Origin of the sequence: Tropicibacter sp. Alg240-R139 (assembly GCF_900537075.1) — a bacterium.
GTDB lineage: Bacteria > Pseudomonadota > Alphaproteobacteria > Rhodobacterales > Rhodobacteraceae > Falsiruegeria.
This window is the reverse complement of the sequence record NZ_UNRA01000002.1, coordinates 660,182-680,790: the sequence shown is the minus strand read 5'-3', so window position 1 is coordinate 680,790 and position 20,609 is coordinate 660,182. Positions and strand designations below refer to the sequence as shown.

The 20,609-nt window shown below is 58.9% G+C and carries 16 protein-coding genes; 11 read left to right on the top strand and 5 right to left on the bottom strand.

Translation table 11 applies throughout. The annotated features are described in order from the left end of the window. The first annotated feature begins 114 nt into the window (after window positions 1–114). From G6R15_RS10865 to mdoH, 4 genes are read left to right on the top strand one after another with little or no spacing between them, the layout of a single operon-like run. Window positions 115–1,485 carry a tetratricopeptide repeat protein gene (locus G6R15_RS10865; protein ID WP_164659872.1) on the top strand — a complete coding sequence of 457 codons (1,371 nt, stop codon included), beginning with the start codon at window positions 115–117 and terminating at the stop codon, window positions 1,483–1,485. A 24-nt stretch (window positions 1,486–1,509) separates the two neighbouring features. After that, window positions 1,510–2,733 (top strand): OpgC family protein, encoded by a 1,224-nt coding sequence (locus tag G6R15_RS10860; protein ID WP_164659871.1) that lies wholly within the window; start codon window positions 1,510–1,512, stop codon window positions 2,731–2,733. Next, window positions 2,730–4,232, top strand: coding sequence for a glucan biosynthesis protein (locus G6R15_RS10855; protein ID WP_164659870.1), 1,503 nt, complete (start codon window positions 2,730–2,732; stop codon window positions 4,230–4,232). Before G6R15_RS10860 ends, G6R15_RS10855 begins: the two co-directional genes overlap by 4 nt. After that, the gene (gene mdoH, locus G6R15_RS10850; protein WP_164659869.1) at window positions 4,229–6,100 is read left to right on the top strand and encodes a glucans biosynthesis glucosyltransferase MdoH; all 1,872 of its coding nucleotides are present in this window, start codon (window positions 4,229–4,231) and stop codon (window positions 6,098–6,100) included. Before G6R15_RS10855 ends, mdoH begins: the two co-directional genes overlap by 4 nt. Before the next feature lie 303 nt (window positions 6,101–6,403). Here mdoH and G6R15_RS10845 read toward each other — a convergent pair whose 3' ends face one another. Further along, window positions 6,404–7,225: a PHB depolymerase family esterase gene (locus tag G6R15_RS10845; RefSeq protein WP_164659868.1), complete on the bottom strand. Its 822-nt coding sequence runs from the start codon at window positions 7,223–7,225 to the stop codon at window positions 6,404–6,406. Continuing rightward, on the bottom strand, window positions 7,222–7,695 hold the full coding sequence (locus G6R15_RS10840; protein WP_164659867.1) for a rhodanese-like domain-containing protein: 474 nt from the start codon (window positions 7,693–7,695) through the stop codon (window positions 7,222–7,224). Before G6R15_RS10840 ends, G6R15_RS10845 begins: the two co-directional genes overlap by 4 nt. 225 nt (window positions 7,696–7,920) lie before the next feature. Between G6R15_RS10840 and G6R15_RS10835 the strand changes: the two genes are divergently transcribed. The 7 genes from G6R15_RS10835 to selD are packed head-to-tail and all read left to right on the top strand — an operon-like array spanning window position 7,921 to window position 16,025. Continuing rightward, window positions 7,921–10,785: a monovalent cation/H+ antiporter subunit A gene (locus G6R15_RS10835; RefSeq protein ID WP_164659866.1), complete on the top strand. Its 2,865-nt coding sequence runs from the start codon at window positions 7,921–7,923 to the stop codon at window positions 10,783–10,785. A gap of 1 nt (window position 10,786) precedes the next feature. Further along, entirely contained in the window at window positions 10,787–11,131 is a 345-nt protein-coding gene (locus G6R15_RS10830; protein ID WP_164659865.1) for a Na+/H+ antiporter subunit C, read from the top strand. After that, on the top strand, window positions 11,128–12,690 hold the full coding sequence (locus G6R15_RS10825) for a monovalent cation/H+ antiporter subunit D (protein ID WP_164659864.1): 1,563 nt from the start codon (window positions 11,128–11,130) through the stop codon (window positions 12,688–12,690). Before G6R15_RS10830 ends, G6R15_RS10825 begins: the two co-directional genes overlap by 4 nt. Then, window positions 12,687–13,184, top strand: coding sequence for a Na+/H+ antiporter subunit E (locus G6R15_RS10820; protein WP_164659863.1), 498 nt, complete (start codon window positions 12,687–12,689; stop codon window positions 13,182–13,184). The genes G6R15_RS10825 and G6R15_RS10820 overlap by 4 nt, the downstream gene beginning before the upstream one ends. Beyond that, window positions 13,181–13,450, top strand: a complete 270-nt coding sequence (locus G6R15_RS10815; protein WP_164659862.1) for a K+/H+ antiporter subunit F — start codon at window positions 13,181–13,183, stop codon at window positions 13,448–13,450. The genes G6R15_RS10820 and G6R15_RS10815 overlap by 4 nt, the downstream gene beginning before the upstream one ends. A gap of 10 nt (window positions 13,451–13,460) precedes the next feature. After that, window positions 13,461–13,853: a Na+/H+ antiporter subunit G gene (locus G6R15_RS10810; RefSeq protein WP_164659861.1), complete on the top strand. Its 393-nt coding sequence runs from the start codon at window positions 13,461–13,463 to the stop codon at window positions 13,851–13,853. A 15-nt stretch (window positions 13,854–13,868) separates the two neighbouring features. Further along, the gene (selD, locus tag G6R15_RS10805; RefSeq protein ID WP_164659860.1) at window positions 13,869–16,025 is read left to right on the top strand and encodes a selenide, water dikinase SelD; all 2,157 of its coding nucleotides are present in this window, start codon (window positions 13,869–13,871) and stop codon (window positions 16,023–16,025) included. Window positions 16,026–16,260: 235 nt separating this feature from the next. Here selD and mnmH read toward each other — a convergent pair whose 3' ends face one another. The 3 genes from mnmH to G6R15_RS10790 form a co-directional block, all read right to left on the bottom strand. Next, on the bottom strand, window positions 16,261–17,322 hold the full coding sequence (gene mnmH, locus G6R15_RS10800; RefSeq protein ID WP_164659859.1) for a tRNA 2-selenouridine(34) synthase MnmH: 1,062 nt from the start codon (window positions 17,320–17,322) through the stop codon (window positions 16,261–16,263). Window positions 17,323–17,911: 589 nt separating this feature from the next. Next, on the bottom strand, window positions 17,912–18,601 hold the full coding sequence (locus G6R15_RS10795; protein WP_164659858.1) for an SOS response-associated peptidase: 690 nt from the start codon (window positions 18,599–18,601) through the stop codon (window positions 17,912–17,914). A gap of 355 nt (window positions 18,602–18,956) precedes the next feature. Continuing rightward, on the bottom strand, window positions 18,957–20,534 hold the full coding sequence (locus tag G6R15_RS10790; RefSeq protein ID WP_164659857.1) for a bifunctional UDP-sugar hydrolase/5'-nucleotidase: 1,578 nt from the start codon (window positions 20,532–20,534) through the stop codon (window positions 18,957–18,959). Between the last annotated feature and the right edge of the window lie 75 nt (window positions 20,535–20,609).

Genomic DNA, 20,609 nt, shown 5'->3' with positions numbered 1-20,609 from the left:
TTTTGTGCACACGGGTTTTCACCAATTCGCGAGCGGCGTCGATACTGTTACTGGCCTCCCATACAGTTTGCTAAGGCATAAGAAGCCAGCACTCACAAAGGATTGGACCTTGGCATGAAACAAGACATTTTCGGACAGATGAACAGCCTGACCCGGGACGACAGCGTCGAGGCCTGGAATGGCGTTTTGCTGGGGTTCATGGCGCATGCCGCCGTTACGCCGCAACATCTGGCCGCTGTGTTGGGCGCCGAGCCTGACTTTGCCCTGGGTCACGCGGTCAAGGGGATCTTCACCATCTTGTTGGGTCGGCGCGAGTTGTATTCGGTGGCCGAACAAGCCCTGAAGGACGCCCAGGCCGCGATGCACGCCCGCCCAGTAACGGCGCGCGAGCAGTTGTTTGTCGAAGCATTGCAAGTCTGGCTGGCTGGCAGCCCGACCGGCGCAGTTCAAAAGTTCGAAGAGGTGCTGCGCTCTCACCCTGAAGATTCACTGGCCATGAAACTCAGCCATGCGGCCCGATTCGTGCTGGGCGACGCAGAAGGGATGCGTCGTTCGATCGAGCGCGTCATGCCTGCCTATGCCCCCGATCACGCGGGCCGTGGCTATTTGCTGGGCTGCCATGCCTTTGCACTGGAAGAAACCGGCGCCTATGAAAAGGCCGAGATAGCAGGTCGCCAGGCGCTTTGGATGGTGTCCGACGATGCCTGGGGCCTGCATGCTGTGGCCCATGTCCACGACATGACAGGCAACGCGGCACAGGGTCTGGAATGGTTGGCGGGGCGCGAGAACGCCTTTACCCACTGCAACAACTTTCGGTACCACGTCTGGTGGCACAAAGCATTGATGCATCTGGACCTGGGCCAGATTGATGAGGTGATGGCGCTGTATGACGCTGAAATCCGCGCCGACAAGACCGACGATTACCGCGACATATCGAATGCCACCTCGCTGCTGTCACGACTGGAGCTTGAGGGCATCAACGTCGGCAACCGGTGGGAGGAGTTGGCAGATTTCAGCGCCGCGCGCACCGAAGACGGCTGTCTGATCTTTGCTGATCTGCACTACATGTTGGCCCTGACCGGCGACAAACGCGAGGACGCGGCCACCGCGATGTTGAGTCGGATCGCTCGGGACGCCAAGGAAAACAAATGCGACACCACCCGGCGCATGGCGCAACCGGGCATGGACGCAGCGCTTGGCTTGCATGCCTTTGGTGATGGCGAATACGGATTGGCCTTTGATCACCTCGCCAATGCACGCGGCTCAATGCAATTGGCAGGCGGCAGCCATGCCCAACGTGACGTGTTTGAACGCCTGACCATAGATGCAGGTCTGCGCGCCGGGCGTCTGGATGCTGTCGAAAGCATTCTGGATGACCGCACGGCACAGCGAGCCGGAGGCGAAGACAACTACGCTCTGGCCCGTCGCGAGCTGATTGCGGCTGGACGCGGCAGCGAGAATGCGCAAAGCGTCCCCGCAGAATAATCAAGGAATAGGACAGTACCCGATATGGCGACCGTTTCGCCCTCAACTGATTTTGCCCCTGTTGCCGCGTCTGCGGCAGCCCCCGCCGTGCGCGTGCGCGATCCACGACTGGATTTCTATCGCGGCATTGCGATGTTCATCATCCTCATCGCGCATATCCCAGGTGACCCTTGGGCGCGCTGGATTCCGGCACGCTTCGGTTTTTCAGACGCGACCGAAATTTTTGTGTTCTGCTCGGGCATGGCTTCGGCCATCGCCTTTGGCGGAGCCTTCGTGCGCAAGGGTTGGTGGATGGGCACTGCCCGTGTAGCGTTCCGCATCTGGCAGGTCTATTGGGCGCATATCGGGCTGTTCTTCTTTGTCGCGATGTCGATGGCGGCGCTGGATCAGTCGGGGATTTTTGAGAAATCATACATCAACTCGCTGAACTTACAGCATTTCTTCAAAGATCCCGCGGCGCAGATGGTGGGCATCTTCACGCTGACTTATGTGCCCAACTACTTTGACATCCTGCCGATGTATCTGGTTGTACTGGCGCTGATGCCCGTCTTTGTGGGCTTGCAACAGAAGCTGGGATTCTGGGCCGCGGCCTTGACCTCGGTCGCGCTGTGGACTGTGGCGCAAACCGGCGTACTGGCGCTTCCGGCCGAGCCCTGGTCTGCACGCGAATGGTTTTTTAACCCCTTCGGCTGGCAACTCTTGTTCTTTACCGGTTTCGCATTCATGCGCGGTTGGATTCCTGCCCCGCCTGTGTCCAAGACACTGATCTGGGTCTGCGCCCTGTTCTTGGTGCTGTCCGCACCTTTCGGCTCGTGGAAAGTTTTTCTGTGGGTCGACGCCTGGAACAGCGACATCGCCGATCAGATCCGCAAAGTCTGGCCCCTGACAAAGGAATTCCGCGATAAGACCGAGTTTGGCCTGTTTCGTTACATGCACTTTTTGGCGCTGGCCTATCTGGGCTGGGTCGTCGCGGGCGACAAGGGCGCGCGCCTGATCGCCACTGGTACAGGAGCACTAGCACAGGCCTGGCAAGTGGTCCTGACCCTGATCACCAAGGTCGGCCAGCAATCGCTCGCGGTCTTTGTCTTCTCGATGGCGGCGGCGCGCATTCTGGGTGTCTTGCTGGATCAAACCGGGCGCGAATTCTTCCCCGTTCTCTTTGCCAACCTACTTGGCTTTGCCATGATCATCGGCGTTGCCTATCTGGCGGGCTGGTTCAAATCGCACCCATGGAAGGCCAAAAAATGAAGCTCACCCGTCGTCACTTCCTCGCCTCTGCCTCAGCGCTTGCTCTGGCCCCTGCCGTGGGAGCCACGGGTGCAGGCGTGCCCTTTGACCGCGAAGCCGTGGTGGCCGAGGCCCGAGATCTGGCCAGCCGTCCGTATGCGCCGCGCGAAAAGGTGCCCGAGGCTTGGCAAAACCTGAGCTATGAGCAGTACCGTGAAATCCGTTTCCGGCTGGACAAAGCGCTGTGGTACGGGACCGACACGCCCTATAACGTCGATTTCTTCACGCCCGGTCTGTACTTTCCCCAGGCGGTCAAGGTCTTCTCGGTCGAGAATGGCCTGTCGACCCCGGTGCCCTTTGACCTGGACATGTTCAAGAAATCCGGCAAGGTGCCTGAGCTTCCCGTGGACGCTGACACACTCGGCTTTTCCGGCCTGCGCCTGCGCACCGAGCTGCACCGTCCGGGCAAAACCGATGAGTTCTGCGTGTTCCAGGGTGCCAGCTATTTCCGGGCTATCGGTCTGGGCGAGGCTTATGGCCTCTCGGCCCGCGGTCTGGCACTTAAAACCGGTGATTCAGAAGGTGAGGAATTCCCCGATTTCGTCCGCTTCTGGCTGGAGCGTCCCAAAATGGGTCAGCGCAACATGGTCGTTCATGCCCTGTTGGACAGCCCCAGTGTCACTGGGGCTTATCGGTTCGACATAACACCCGGCGAAGATTGCGTGATGGAGGTCGAGGCGACGCTGTTTGCCCGCGAAGAGATGGATCATGTGGGCCTTGGCCCGCTGACGTCGATGTTCCTGTTTGACGAGACCAACCCCACTCGGTTCGACGACTTTCGCCCCGCCGTGCACGACAGCGACGGGCTGATGATCCACAACGGTGCCGGGGAGGTTCTGTGGCGACCCCTTGCCAACCCCAAGCATTTGCAAGTGTCGTCGTTTGTCGACACAAACCCGCGCGGTTTTGGCCTGATGCAGCGGTCCCGCGCTTTCGCGAATTTTGCCGATCTTGAGGCGCATTATCACCGCCGTCCGGGCCTGTGGGTCGAGCCCAAGGGCGATTGGGGGAAAGGCACGGTGCGTCTGGTCGAAATCCCGGCCGATCAGGAAATCTATGACAACATCGTTGCCTATTGGCGTCCGGCCGAGCCTTACGTGACAGGTCAGCAGATCGACATCGCTTATCGGCTGATCTGGGGCGAGCATCCTTATCGCACCCCTCTGCCCGCAGTCATCAACACAGCCATGGGCAAACGCCACTTTGCCGATGGACGGGTGGCCGTGATTGATTTTGAAGCGTCAGAGCTGTTTGATGATCTGGACGCCATCGACATCTTTACTCAATCGGGCCACGTCGAGACCTCCAAGGGCGTGCTGCAACGCAACCCAGACACCGGCGGTGCAAGACTGGCGTTTTCGTTTGATCCCGGCGAGCGCGATCACGTCGAACTGCGCGCCCAGTTGCGCAAGGACGGTGCGGCGGCTTCCGAGGTCTGGCTTTATCGGTGGACCGCTTGAATCACGATCTACATATTGTGCCGCCCGAGGCGCCGCTGGCCATGCCTGAGCAGGATTTTGGTGCGGCATTTCGCGACGCCGACGCCCCCGAAACTCGCCAGGCCGTCGGTGTTGGAGGATGGCGTTTCCTGGCATTTGCTCCAGCTCTTGTGGCCACTCTTGGGCTGCTATGGCTCATGCAGGACTGGTTCTCGGATGAAGGGATCAGCGTGATCGAGGGTACGTTGCTGGCGCTGATTTCGTTCAATTTCTTCTGGATCGCTTTCACCGTTTCCACCGTTTCGATCGGGTTGGTATCGTTGTCTCGCCAAGCGCCGAGCGCCCGCCCCTCAAAGCCTGAATCGCTGAATGTTGCGCTGGTGATGCCGGTGTATAACGAGGTGCCCTGGTTTGTGCTGGGCAACGCCCGCTCGATGCTGGAGGAGTTGCGCGCGCGCGGCGGGGTGCACCGCTATGCAATGTTCATCCTGTCTGACACGCGCGACGATGCCATTGCCGCACAGGAACAGGCAAGCGTCGAGGCCCTGCGTGCTTCGTTGATGCCGGGAACAGAGCTTTACTATCGCCGCCGCCCGCAGAACACCGACCGCAAAGTGGGCAATGTCGCCGATTGGGTCAGCCGTTGGGGTGGGGCTTATCAGGCGATGCTGGTGCTGGATGCGGACAGCTTGATGACGGGGCGCGCCATTGCCAGGCTGACAAACGCACTGGCCCGCGATCCCGGCGCCGGCCTAATCCAGAGCTTTCCGCAGCTCACCGGAGCACAATCCGTCTTTGCCCGAATGCAGCAGTTTGCCAATGGCGTTTACGGGGCCGCGCTTGCCGAGGGCGTCGCACGCTGGTGTGGGCAGGAAGGCAACTATTGGGGCCACAACGCGATCATCCGCACCGCTGCTTTTGCCAATTGCGCGGGTCTTCCACGTCTGCGCAATCTGCGCGGCAAGAAACAGCTGATCATGAGCCACGACTTTGTCGAGGCCGGGCTGCTGCGCCGCGCCGGGTGGTCGGTGCGTTTCCTGCCCCGCATTCGCGGCTCGTATGAAGAAACACCGCCTACATTGATCGACCATGTATTGCGCGACCGGCGCTGGTGTCAGGGTAACCTACAACACTTGAACCTTCTGAACGCGCGCGGGTTCCGGTCGATTTCGCGCTTTCACCTGTTCCACGGTGCGATCGGATATCTGATGTCACCGATCTGGTTTGCGCTTTTGGTGATGTGGGCGCTGATCGGTCGAGGAGAGGATGCGAGCGTTCTGCATTATTTCCGCCCCGACAATCCATTGTTTCCCCAGTGGCCCGAGATGACCGAGGGGCATCATGTGCTGATCATCGTGCTCATGTATGCCATGTTGCTGGTGCCTAAACTGATGGGCGCTGCAGCACTGCCGCTGACTGGTGCGCGCTACTCCGAGTTCGGCGGTGGATGGCGGTTCACGCTATCGTTCCTGTCCGAGGTGATCCTGTCGGTGATCTATGCGCCAATTCTGATGGTGCAACAGATGATCGCGGTGTTCCGCACGATGCTGGGATTGCAAAAGGGTTGGTCGCCCCAGGCACGCGACGGTGGCACCTATGGTCTCAGAACGTTGGGCAAGTGTCACGCCCTGGAAACGGTCAGTGGTCTGGTGCTAACGGCTGGGATTATCTCGGGGTTGGTGTCGATTTGGCTCGCACCCATCGCGCTGAGCCTTGCTTTGGCGATCCCCCTTTCGGCATTAAGCGGCGTAACGGCCAAGACCGCTCGCAATTTGCTGGGCCTGCGCGAGGATTACCGTGAACCCGCGATTGCACAGGCGGCGCGGCATTACCGGACAGAACTGAAATCCCTGCTGGACGGCAAATCCTCTGTTACTCCCGCCGAGTGATCGTGCCCAGATTGGCACCGGCTCTCCATACCCGGAGTGCTCCCGCCCGTCGTTGATGCCCCTAATGGGGCATCGCCTCCAGTTGGGCCGGGCCTCGCTGCGCTCGGCGGTTGGCGCTTGCTTGCGCCCTATGGAACATTGCGGCCCCCCGATATCGACACGCTGACGTTTTTCGCGCAACTGCGCCACATGGGATGGACCGCGCCGCGCCCAGCGCGGCACTACGCCCAAGACCGTTAGCAGGGCTGACGAAGTCAGGTCTGCTCGGGCGCGGGAGCTCCTCGAACAAGAACAGGGTCTGCCTTAGCTGCTCGGCAACCCCTCGTACCAATCCACGATCAAATCGACCCATCGTTTAGGCACCTGGTGTCCGCCCGGGAACAGCACAAACTCCAGCGCGCTGTCTGGCCCGCAGTTCCATCGGCGGTGCATGAATTCGCCATCGCCATCGAAGCCCGCGGGTTTGTGATCGACGCAGCCATTGGCCTCGCGCCAAATCTCGAGCCCCGCAAATATATCGCCCTGTACAAAACGCCCGCCGCCAAACATGCGCCCTTCAAGCGGAACCACGTTGTCAGACCACCCGTGGGTATGGAGCATCCGGACCGGGCCCTTGCATTCGGTCGGATGTGGGCGCCAAAATCCACCGGACACCGGCACATAGGCCGAGAACGTGTTTGGCGCGGCGCAGGCCAGGTAATTCACCATGAACCCACCAGCGGAAAACCCGCCCAGTATCACCCGGCCTCGATCCGCACCAAAACGATCTGCTGCGTCCGATACCGCAGTTTGTAAAAATGCGATCTCATCTCGCCCTTCCCAGCCGGGATAAAAATTCCAGCTCAGCCCCCTGTTCGACCCGATCCGTTGCGAGCCGTTGGGGGCCATAACCGCATAGCCGCGCGCCAACAGACCATCCACCATTGACCGGTTGCGCATCGTGGCCGCGCCATTACCACCATAACCGTGCAAAAACACCACCAGTGGCGGATTGTCCGCACGTGGCACTTCGATGTGATAGCTCCCGCCATCAATCTTGCAGGCATTTTCGGCACCGCCACAAGCCGCTTGCGCGCCCTGCCCTGCAACGATCAGGCCGAGGCCGAACAAAAAGCGCCGGATCATCCCGACCCTCCTTCAATTTGTGTGACAGGCAGGCCTGATTTAAGCCATCCCGGCCCCGCGGCCGAGCCCAACATCCCCTCGGGCACGTCGACAATATTGGAGTAACCCGCTTCGGTCAGAGCCCGGCTCAGGCGGGCTGAACGCACGCCACGGGCGCAAATCACCGCGATAGGACGGGATTTGTCGGTTCCAGCCACTTGAGACAAGATGGTCAGGAAATCATCACGACGCATGTCGATCGGATAGGCTCCAGTCGCTACGCCAGTATCCAACCACTCACGCGGTGTCCGAATGTCCACCAACACAACATCACCATTGGCCGCTGCTTCATGTGCTTGCACCACCGTCAGTTTGGCACCGCCATAGTGGGGAGGCGTCGCACGCCACCAGTACACACCGCCCGCAGCCAAGGTTGCCATGCCCCCCAAAAGCATCAGCCGACGGGTTGAGAAATTTGGTTGCCGCGTCATGATAGCGCGCTTGAGCCTCTTTCTAGGGCGATCGGGTCATCTGGACTTATCTAGGACGTGAACCGGCGGAAAATCCACTCAAGTTCCCGTCAGAACCCCCTAAATTCACCCAGAATCGGTGTCGGACCAAAAAACCAAATATTTCAAGGTCTGGACAGGCCGCGAAATATCCTTACTCAAAATACAGGTTTACGTCTCAACCCGGCAAATAGCGGAGGATTGCTTGTGTCCCTATTCCTGATAGCAGCCTTGCCTTTCCTCGGGGCAGTGTTTCCCGCCCTGCTAATCCGCGCTGGGCGCAATGCCTCATCCGCGTCTGCCGGGGCCACAACGTTTCTGGCGCTTCTGGGATTGCTGGTGAACGCCCCTGCCGTTTTTCGCGGCGAGGTCGTCACAGCGCGCTTTGACTGGTTGCCCGGATTGGGGCTGAACGCCAACTTTTATCTGGATGGATTGGGGTTCCTATTTGCAGGGCTGATCCTGGGGATTGGTCTGCTGATCATTCTCTATGCCCGGTTCTACCTGTCGCGCGAGGACCCGATGGGGCAGTTCTACACTTATCTGCTGCTCTTCCAGGGCGCGATGGTGGGGATCGTTCTTTCCGACAACATACTACTTTTGCTTATTTTCTGGGAACTCACCTCACTAAGCTCTTTCCTGCTGATCGGATATTGGAAACATCTGCCCGCCGGGCGCCAGGGCGCACGGATGGCGCTGGCGGTCACCGGCTCGGGTGGGCTAGCGATGATTGCGGGGATGCTGATTTTGGGCAACGTCGTGAGCAGCTATGATCTGACCGTGATCCTGCAAAACAAGGAATTGATTCAGGCTTCGCCCTACTACATGCCTGCACTGATCTTGATCCTGCTCGGCGCATTCACCAAGTCGGCGCAGTTCCCGTTCCACTTCTGGCTGCCCCACGCGATGGCCGCACCTACGCCGGTTTCAGCTTATCTACACTCGGCCACGATGGTTAAGGCCGGTCTGTTCCTGATGGCTCGGATGTGGCCGGTCTTGGCGGGCACTGATGCGTGGTTCTATATTGTCGCCACAACTGGTCTTATCACCATGGTCCTCGGTGCAGTGATTGCGCTCTTTAAGGATGACCTCAAGGCGCTGTTGGCCTTTTCGACGGTCTCTCACCTGGGCCTGATTACCATGCTCTTGGGTTTTGGCACCAAGATCGCAGCGGTGGTTGCTGTATTCCACATCATCAACCATGCCACGTTCAAGGCCGCGCTCTTTATGTCTGCCGGCATCATCGATCACGAAACACACACGCGGGATATCAAACGCTTGGGTGGGTTGCGCCACCTGATGCCGGTAACCTTCGTCATCGCCACTGTGGCGGCACTGTCGATGGCGGGTATTCCACCGCTAAACGGCTTCTTGTCGAAAGAGATGATGCTGGAAGAAGCCGTACATACCACATGGCTCAACTCGCCCTACCTGGTGCCCGGCGTTGTCCTGATCGCTGCGCTGTTTTCGGCGACCTATTCCTTCCGCTTCATCGCTCATGTGTTCCTTGGGCCCAAGCGCGACGATTATCCGGCCAAACCGCATGATCCAGGTGTTGGAATGTGGCTGGCGCCAGCCATTCTGGTGACGCTAGTCATTCTGATTGGCCTGTTCTCAAAGGCCATCGTTGGTCCGTTGGTTGCGGTTGCATCCGGGGCTGTCATCGGTGGTGGAGAGCTGCCATATTATTCGCTCAAGATCTGGCACGGGTTCACTCCAGCGCTCTATATGTCCATCGTGGCGACCGTTGGGGCCATCGTCCTGCTGTCGGTGCACGGTCGGTTTGAGCAGATCTGGAACGCCATCCCCAGACCCGAGGCAAAAGTCATTTTTGACGCCATCATCGGGGGCATGACAGCGCTGAGCCGCAAAATCACCGAAGGGCTGCACAATCGGTCAATGGCGCGGTATTCGGCGATCTTTGTCGTCTTTGTCGTCTCGCTGGCGGGCTATGCCTATTACACGGGCACGGATTCTGTCCCGACACGCATCGGGATCGAACCCGGGATCATGCCAATCATCGGCTGGATCTGTCTGATGGGTGCCACGATCTGTCTGGTGGTGTTCCACCACAACCGCTTTGTCTCGCTGGTCTTGGTGGGTGTCGTGGGTCTGATCATTTCAATCGGGTTCAACTACCTGTCCGCGCCAGACCTGGCGCTGACCCAGATCTCGGTCGAGGTGGTGACGATCATCTTGCTGTTGCTGGCGCTGAACTTTATGCCCAAGGAAACTCCTTGGGAGACGACGAACGAACGACGGTTCCGCGATGTCATTATCGCAGGCATTTCCGGTTTGGGTGTCGGCGGGCTGATCTACGCGCTGATGATGCGTGACTTTGCCTTTCCGTCGATTTCCGAGTTCCACCTGGCAAATTCGTACAAAGGTGGCGGCGGCACCAATGTTGTCAACGTGATCCTGGTGGACTTCCGGGGCTTTGATACATTTGGTGAAATCATCGTTTTGGGGATCGCGGCACTGGTGATCTATGCCCTGACCGAGGCCGTGCTCGGCACCCGTGTGCGGGCACATCTGCTCAACCGCAAACCGGACATGCCGCAATCGGGCGACGCGCATCCGCTGATGATGGTGGTGGTCACACGCGTGATGATGCCAATTGCGCTGATGGTTGCGGCCTATATCTTCTTCCGCGGACACAACCTGCCCGGAGGCGGCTTTATCGCCGGCCTGATCGCGGCGATTGCCTTTATCATGCAGTACATGGCCAGCGGGTTCAGTTGGGCGGCCGAGCGGCAGAAAGTATTCTATCACGGCATAATCGGCTCGGGCGTGTTGATCGCAGCCATCACCGGAATGGGAGCCTGGCTGAACGGCAAACCCTTCCTGACCAGCGCATTCGGCTACATCCACTGGCCACCATTGGAAGAGTTCGAATGGGCCACAGCCATGGGCTTTGACCTGGGCGTGTTCCTGGCCGTTGTGGGCGCGGTGATGCTGGCCTTGGAAAGCCTGTCGCGCTTTGCCTGGCAGCCCGGGATTGCATCAGAACACGCGATGGACATCAACCCCGCGCGCGACGACGACGAAATCGACGAAAAGAAGGAGGTCTGAGATGGAAATCCTTCTGGCCACCGCCGTAGGCATGCTGACCGCTGCTGGCGTGTATTTGATACTGCGACGGCGCACTTTCCCGGTGATCGTTGGCATTTCGCTGCTGTCTTATGCGGTGAACGTCTTTCTGTTCGCGACCGGACGGCTGGCGCTGAACGCACCACCAGTGTTGAACAAATACGCCGACGTGCCCTATTCCGATCCGCTGCCGCAGGCTTTGGTTCTGACGGCCATCGTGATCTCGTTCGGGATGACAGCCGTTGTCGTGATGATTGCGCTCAGTGCCTATTTGTCATCGCAGGATGACCGCATCGACATGTCCGAGAATACGGGGGACGACGTATGAACCACCTGATTGTCGCCCCGATCGTGCTGCCAGCGGTTCTGGCACCGTTTATCATCATGGTCCTGCGTCACCACCTGAGCTTGCAGCGGATCTTTTCGGTTGCGGGCACTGTGGCTTTGCTGGGTATCGCCCTTGCGCTGCTCGGCATGACGTTGAATGGGCAAGTTTACGTCTATGAGTTGGGTGATTGGCCCGCGCCTTTTGGCATTGTCATGGTGCTGGATCGACTGTCTGCCCTGATGGTACTGCTGACGGCGATGCTGGCGATGGCGGTGGTGCTCTATTCCATTGGCTCGGGCTGGGACAACCGGGGACGCCATTTCCACGCGCTGCTTCAGTTTCAGTTGATGGGTGTTTGTGGCGCCTTCCTAACTGGTGATGCCTTTAACCTATTTGTGTTCTTCGAGGTTCTGCTGATCGCGTCCTACGGCCTGATGATCCACGGCGGAGGCCCGCGTCGCCTGCGGGCGGGCGTGCAATACGTGGTCTATAACCTGCTGGGATCGACCTTGTTCCTGTTTGCCCTTGGCACGCTTTATGCGGTGACTGGTACACTGAATATGGCCGATCTGGCCGTGCGTGTGGCCGAGATGTCGCCGGATGACACTGCCCTTCTCCGGGTCGGCGCCGTGCTTCTGTTGCTGGTGTTCTGCGTCAAGGCCGCTGTCCTGCCGCTGCATTTCTGGCTGCCCACAAGCTACGCCAACGCACCCCTTCCGGTCTCGGCGTTGTTTGCGATCATGACCAAGGTTGGCGCCTATTCGATCCTGCGCATCTACACGCTGGTCTTCGGTCCCGACGTTGAAGCAACCGCTGGTTTGGTTGGTGATTGGCTGCTACCGGCCGCGATGCTGACGCTGGCGGTGGGATCTATCGGCATTCTGGGCACCAAGATCATCAACCGGATGATCGCTTTTGGCGCCATTGCTTCCATGGGAACACTGCTGATTTCCATCGCGCTTTTCACCCCGACCGGTACCGAGGCAGCGATCTATTACATGATCCACTCGACCATTGCGACGGCGCTGCTGTTCCTGGTGGCGGATCAGGTACGCGAGCGGCGTGGCATCCGAATCCGCTCGCACAGCCCGATGCCGCAGGCCGGTCTGATTGCCGGGTTGTTCTTTGTGGGGGGCATTGCCATGGCCGGAATGCCGCCGCTGTCAGGGTTTGTCGGCAAGCTGCTGGTCATGGATGCGGCGCGTCAAAGCACCGATTTCGGGATGATCTGGGCCGTGATCCTGATCAGTTCGTTTATCACCATTGTTGGGTTCGCCCGTTCAGGTTCTATCATTTTCTGGCGTAGCCACGATCCCGACTTCATCGACACGCCCGAACCCGAGGTCGAAGTCGAAGGAACCGAAGACGAGCACGCAAAGGAACCTGCCCCGGAACCAAACCCGGGCGTGGCATTCACGGCTGTTTTTGGGTTGGTAGCCTTGTTGGTTCTACTCACTGTTTTCGCAGGCCCTGTGCTAGAGTTTTCGGCAGAGACAGCGGCTCAGCTATATGAACCTTCGATCTACATCGACGCCGTTTTGCATGGGGGACAGAAATGAAACTGCTTCGCCGAATCTTTCCCCACCCGCATATGACTCTGCTGCTAACGCTGGTTTGGATGTTGTTGGCCAATTCACTGTCCCTCAACTCGCTTATCTTCGGCCTGTTTCTGGGGGTTGTCATCCCTTTTGTCACACAGCCTTATTGGCCGGACCAACCCAAGCTACGCAACTGGCTTATGGTGATCGAATACATCTTGGTGGTGCTCTATGATATCGTCGTGGCCAACATTGTCGTGGCCCGCATCATCCTTTTCAAACGGGATCAAGATCGCCAACCCGCCTGGGTCTGCGTACCGTTGGATTTGCGCACGCCCGAGGCGATTACCGTGCTGGCGGGTACCATCACCATGACACCCGGCACAGTCACCGCCGATCTGTCGGCTGAGGGGCACAACCTGCTGGTTCACTGTCTTGACGCCTCTGATCCAGACGCCGTGCGAGACGAGATCAAACAACGATACGAACGCCGACTGAAGGAGATTTTCGAATGATCACCTATGCAATCTACTTCACCTTTTCCTGTTTCGGCGCCGCGCTGCTGATGAACCTCTACAAGATCGCAACCGCCAAAGGCGTCGGTGACAAGGTTCTGGCGCTGGACACGATGGTGATCAACGCCATCGCCCTGATGATCCTCTATGGCCTATCTTTGGGGACCGAAGTGTTTTTCGAGGCTGCCATGATCATCGCCATGCTGGGTTTTGTTTCTACCGTGGCTTACGCGCGCTTTTTGTTGCGCGGCAACATCATCGAATAAGGAGGGGCACATGGAAACCGCATTCGAAGCACTCATCGCCTTTTTCCTGATCGTCTCAGGCATCTTTGGCTTTGTCGGCTCTTTTGGGCTGCTCAAACTCAGGGACGCCATGTCGCGCTTGCATGCGCCGACCAAGGCGACAACGCTTGGCGTTGGCGGCGTTCTTCTGGCATCAATCTTTCATTCCATCGCCATCGAGCATCATTTGTCGTTGCACGAGTTGCTGATCACGCTCTTCCTGTTCCTTACGGCCCCGGTGACGGCACATTTCATCGCCAAGGCTCACATCCACATGAGCGAAACACCCGAGACCTTGCCCGGAGCTGAACAAGACGGCATATGGGCCACTCATGATGTGCCTGTGGTCGAAAAGACCGAGGGCGACAAGGATTCCACCGCCTGACGCGAAGGCTGACAGATGCACAACCCGCCCCTGCCCTTGACCCGCGACCTGGTGCTGATCGGAGGGGGGCACAGCCACGCGTTGGTGCTGCGTAAATGGGGCATGTCGCGCTTGCCGGGCGCGCGCCTGACCCTGATTAACCCCGGTCCGACGGCACCCTATTCCGGCATGTTACCGGGGTTTGTTGCGGGGCACTACAAGCGGGACAATCTGGATATTGATTTGGTGCGGCTGGCGCGCTTTGCAGGCGCACGCCTGGTTCTGGGCGCCGTGACCGGGATGGATGCCGCTGCAAAGACCGTGGCAGTCGACGGGCGTCCGCCCATTGCTTATGATGTGGCTTCGGTCAACGTGGGCATCACATCGGATATGCCAGCGGTGCCTGGTTTTTCGGATCACGCAGTGCCAGCCAAACCCCTTGGCCCCTTTGCTGAAAGATGGGCGACTTACGTGGCAGGGACTGGCCCAGCCCGTGTGGTCGTCATTGGTGGCGGAGTGGCCGGGGCAGAATTGGTCATGGCCATGGCTCACGCACTAAAATCGCGGGGACGTCCAGCCGAAATTACGCTTGTCGACCAAGCCAAGGCGTTGAACGCTACTGGCCTGCGAGCGGCGCGGCTGATCCGTCAATCCATGACCGAACTGGGCATCACCCTGATCGAGAATACGGGCGTGGCGCGGCTCGAACGCAGCAGGCTGATCCTAAGTTCCGGGCAAGAGATCAAGGCCGACTTCATCACCGGGGCCGCAGGTGCGCGCCCGTATGACTGGATGACCAAAAGCGGCCTGAGCCTGCACGACGGCTTCATCACTGTCGACGACCACCTCCGTTCCAGCGACCCTTCGGTATTTGCGGCAGGCGACTGCGCGCATCTCAGCCATGCCCCCCGCCCCAAGGCCGGTGTCTTCGCTGTTCGCGAGGCGCCGATCCTGTTCGCCAACCTCCGTGCGGCTGTCGGCGTCGGTCGGATCAAGACTTACAAACCACAGCGCGACTACCTCAAACTGATCTCGTTGGGTGGAAAATCCGCTCTGGCCGACCGTTTGGGCACGGCTTTTCAAGGTGGGCTGATGTGGCGATGGAAAGACCACATCGACCAGACCTTTATGAACCGGTTCCGCGATCTGCCTGTGATGCCAGCCGCCAAGCTACCGACAGAACACACGGCGGGGATGGATGAGGCGCTGGGAGACAAGCCCATGTGTGGTGGCTGCGGAGCGAAAGTCGGGCGCAGCACGTTGCGGCAGGCGTTGACGCCGATGGTCTCGCGTCGCGGGGATGTCACCGCCCTGCCCGGCGATGATGCGGCCTTGTTGCGGACAGGCGGCGTGCAACAGGTCATGACCTCGGACCACCTGCGCAGCCTGACCGACGATCCGGTTGTGATGACCCGCATCGCCGCAGTGCACGCCTTGGGCGACATCTGGGCCATGGGGGCCGAACCACAGGCAGCAACGGTGACGCTGATCCTGCCACGCCTTGCCCCCGATCTGCAGCAACGCACATTGAACGAAATTATGGATACGGCCAACCAAGCGATCGGAGACGCTGGTGCCGAAATCGTTGGCGGGCATACATCGGTCGGGGATGAACTGACTATCGGTTTCACCTTGACGGGACTCTGCGCGCACCCTCCGATCACATTAAGTGGCGGCAAACCGGGCGACGTACTGATCCTCACTAAACCGATTGGTAGCGGCGTGATTATGGCCGCCGAAATGGCAGGCCAGGCACGCGGCGATTGGGTGGCAACGGCGCTGGGTCACATGACGCGGCCCCAGGGTAAAGCGTCACGTGTTCTGGCCGAGGCGCATGCGATGACAGATGTGACCGGGTTTGGCTTAGCGGGGCACCTACAGGGCATGGTTGAGGCGTCTGGATGCGGCGCAGAGCTGGATTTGGCTGCTATCCCTGCACTGCCCGGAGCCGAAGCCTTGGCAGCCCAAGGCACACGTTCCACGCTCTTTCCCGAAAACCGCAGCCTGGCAGCTGAGCTGCCTGCGGGTGGTAAGGCCGATCTGCTTTTTGATCCTCAAACCGCCGGAGGTTTGCTAGCCGCAGTTCCAAATGATGCGGCAGAGGACCTGCTCAATGCGCTGCAGGCTGCCGGGTATCCAGCCGCACAAATTGGTGTCCTGACCAACGGCTCCGCATTGAGCGTCAAAATCTGAAAACTAAGCCGTACCACGCCGAAACCAAACAAGCTTTTTTCCATATCACCAGTCAGTTGACCTTGGAGAACATGGGCGTTCCTGGGGTTGCACCCTCTCGCCTTTTTTCACACTGCCAGCGTTCTGCGATGACGCGCCGCGCGTAGCGCGGCGCCCGGCCCAACGGGAGGAGGTGTCCCGCAAGGGGCATCGACGACGGGCGGGAGCTCTTCGCGCATGCAAGCCACGCAGAACATCAAGGCAAGTGCAACCGCTGCAGCATCTTCTCAACCCGCACCGCAGCCGCTTCTAACCCCGATCCATCCAATTGGTCGACCTGAACCTGTCCGATCACCTGCATGACGTGCGCTTTACGCGATTTCAGGTACGAAGGGTCATAATGCTGTTCCATCAACGCCCGCGTTACGCCCGCTTTGTTCCCTGCATTGATCAACTCAAACCAACCATCAACAACTTCGTGCCCACGGCGCTGCCGCAGATACTCCAGCCGTTCGCGCAACACCACGGCATCTGACAGGATGTCGTCATAGGCTTGCACCAGATAATCTGTGCGCGCCTCAATCGTCGCCTGCACTTCGATCCTCGGCGCCGCTTTCAGAGCAACCCACAGCGACGGCGGCAAGATGCGTTCTCCGATCTTGCTGCTTTCCGCCTCGACAACCACGGGATACGCCGGGTCCAGTGCACACAGCGCACCCGCCAGCACGGATTCAAACCCTTTCTGGCTGGGTTGCCCGCCCGGCATCGCCCCCAACAGGGAACCGCGGTGGTTAGCCAGATCTTCCAAGTCCAACACCTGAACGCCGCGTGACTTTAACACCTTGAGGAGGTCGGTCTTGGCCGTACCGGTGAACCCATCCAGCGCTACCATCCGATGCGGCAGTGGGTCATCATACAGATACCGCTTCACCAATCGCCGATAGGTGCGATATCCCCCTTCGACTACATCGGCCCGCCACCCGATTTGCTGCAGCATCCAGGTAAATGAGCCAGACCGCTGGCCACCGCGCCAGCAATAGATCAAGGGCCGCCAACTGCCCTCGTGATGGCTGAGCCTCTGTTCGATGGCGTTAGCCGCATTGCGAAACACCAGCGCCGCACCCAGCTTTCGAGCTAGAAACGGGCTTTCCTGTACATAAATGGTACCGACCCGTGCGCGCTCTTCATCGTCCAGAACCGGCAGATTGACGGCACCGGGCAAATGATCCTCGGCATGTTCAGCAGGGCTGCGAACATCGATCACGGTGTCAAACCCGTGAACATAAAGATCTGGCAGTGAAGCAAAGGATATGGCCATGCCCTGCATCTAACCTGGCATGTAGCCAAGGAAAACCCTGACTGTTGGTGTTAGAGGGCTTTCACTGCTGATTGTATGTCGTGACTTTTGACTAATTTCATCGACGTTGCGCAACAGACGAACTGAGTAGAGAGCGAGCGGATAACAAGTTTTCCTTGCACAGCAACACGATCCGACGACCCAATCAGATCTCGGATCCGTTGTTTGCGGGTCGAATGGCGCAAATCGGGCTCTAAATGACCCCAGGACAGCTTATCGCGCTTGCGGCCATCGGAACCAGCCCTGGCCTTAGACCAAGTATCGCTCGCCGAGTTGGTAGACCATGACCGGGCAACCTTGGGCAAAATTATCGATAAGCCCGGTGTGCGCTTATTTTTCTGCGCGCGCTATCAAAACGTGGCCCTAGGGCCAAATGCTTGCATCTCTCTGCTGCGGGACCAGAGCTTCTGGATACAGCGCCCCCTATGTCGAGACGCTTCATCCCGAAATGCCGCCGAGGTCGACCAACACAGAGCAAAAACAACTCATCACGTGCTCAATAAGACCACGGACGCCGACATGTCAGGTGGCGTGACAAGGTCAGAGTCGTTCAGCCCTCTTGAGGCGCACTTTGGTCGTCCTCAAAAGGTTCAATCAGTTCAGGACCGTGGGCCCGGTTCGAGTTTACTGCTGGATCGACCCGAAAATAGTCCAGCACATTTTCGGCACCAGGCTTCATCAAGCGCGCTGCGCCTTTGCCCCGCTCCCCCAGCCACAAGGCCCAGTCGTCAGGTTCCAGAATCAGGGGCATACGGTGATGAATCTTGGACATGTGAGCATTGGCCTGCGTCGTGACGATGGCACATGTGGCTTGCCGCGATTCGGCCGTGCCCCAATCCTGCCAGACGCCGGCAAAGGCAATGGGCGCGCTATCACGGCGATGGATGTACCAAGGCAACCGCGTGTCTTGCGCCGATTTGGTCCATTCATAGAAACCAGTGGCGACCAGAAGGCAGCGCCGTTCACGACAGGCGGCGCGGAAAGCCGGTTTCTCGGCCAAGGTTTCGGCGCGCGCGTTGATCAACAGCGGGCCGCCGTTTTCGGCCTTGTACCACTGCGGCAGAAACCCCCATCGCATGGGTAACAATTTCCTGCCGGTCTCGCTTGTGCGCACAACGTGAACTTGGTTGGTCGGGCAAACATTGAAACCTGGAACCGCAGGCAACGCGTTGGAAGGTTGCGCCGCAAACAGCTGCGCCATGGCATCGTTGGGCAGGGTGATGGCAAATCGTCCGCACATGCTGACAGCTTAGTGTGTGACCTTGCCAAAGCTCAACATCCGATCGGTTGCGTCCATTTGTTTCCAGGCACGGAGCCGACATTGGCCAGACAAGGTTCAGCCTCCAAGCACTCCCTCCCGTCGTCAATGTTTCTAACGAAACATCTCCTCCCATTGGGCCGGGCGCCGGGCTTTGCCCGGCGCCCGGCCCAAAGCCGCTAGCGGTGCCGACGCAGTCGGGATCGATCGGGTGCGGGAGCTCCCCGTTCCAATTGGATCGCCACTTGCTCTGCAACTTCGCTGCCATCAAGCGGAACAGTCTGAACAAAATAGAGCGCAGGCTTCCCTGCGCTCTGCCAATTGTTGTCTGGACAGATTACTTCTGTTTGATCCGGCCATCCACATAAGGTTGATATGGCGCGTTGGCGGCCAGATACTCTGCCGTCACATCCGCCAGGTCCGGGCCATAGTCATAAGCGTTCTTGTCGTCGCCCGAGAACATCTTGTACCCATCTCCACCGTTACGAACGTAATTGTTGGTCACAACCAGATAGGTCGCCGCTGGATCAATCGGAACAAAGCCGTCTTCGCTGGCGACCATGATGTCTCTCACACGCCCTTCGTTAGGAGCGACCGATGCATCAAAGGTAAAGCTAATGCCAGAGACCTGCGGGAAGCGGCCCTTGACTTCTTCGACCTGGCTGACGCCGTTTTCCAATGCCTCGATCACGCCTTGACCACTGATTTCAAAAGTCGACAGCGTATTTTGAAACGGCAGAACGGTCAGCACTTCGCCCATAGTCACGTCGCCCGCATCTACGCTGGCACGGATTCCGCCCGAGTTTGCGATGGCGATGGTTACACCTTGATCAGCCACCCGGTCCAACATGGCGTCAGCCACCAGATTGCCCATCGGGCATTCCTGTATGCGGCACACCGCCCGGTCGCCCTCGATTGGGGAAGCCGCGCTTGCAACCACTTTGTTGCGGATTTCGTCCAACGGCATGGCCAGCTCGGCGATGCGGGCCACGGTGGCCTCGTCCTCGGTCACGGCACCGTCCATCACCAATGGCTCACCCTTGGCGTCGACCACGTTGCCCTCATCATCAAAGGTCACGTTCAGCTCGCCCAGGAACTTACCATAAGCATAGGCCTGCACAATTTGCACTTCGTTCACCACGGTTGGATAAGGGCCTGCCGCACGGTCCGAAACGTTGCTGAGGTAGGTGTTGGAATGACCACCTACAATGACGTCCACACCGGTGGTTTCTGCCGCCACCCTTTGGTCCACTGCATAGCCCGAATGGCTGAGGACGATGATCTTGTTCACGCCTTCAGCGGTCAGCTTATCGACTTCGCCTTGGACGGCCGCAACCGGATCGCTGAATGTCACATTCGGGCCAGGGCTAGCCAGCTCATCCGTGTCTTGCGGGGTCAGGCCAATCAGGCCGATCTTTTCGCCGCCCTCTTCGATCACGGTCGATTTCATCAGGGTGTCAGCCAGCAACTCTTCCTTGGTGACGTCCGCGTTGGACATCAGCACCGGGAAATCAACCGAATCCATAAAGCCCCGCAGCACCTCTGGCCCATCGTCGAATTCGTGGTTACCGACAGTCATCCCGTCGTAGCCCAGCTTGTTCATCATCTCGGCAGCGATCTTGCCCTTATAGTAAGTGTAGAATAGCGAACCTTGGAACTGATCGCCACCATCCACCAGGATCGAGTTGCCTGCGCGTTCGCGTGCTTCGGCAATGGCCGTCACCAGCCGGGCTGAACCGCCAAAGCACTTGCCCTCGGCGTTGTCTTCGGCGCCGCAGCCGCTGTCATATTTGCTGATCGGTTCGAACCGGGAATGGAAATCGTTGGTGTGCAGAATGGTTAATTTGTATTCGGCCGCAGCCATCCCCGCGGTCAGGCCAAGTGCAGCTGCGGACATCAGAAATCGGGTCAACATGAATGAACTCCCTTTTTGTTGGTTTTGGTCAGATCGTGCCCCCGTTTCGCCCTTGGAGTCAAAGACTGAAATGGA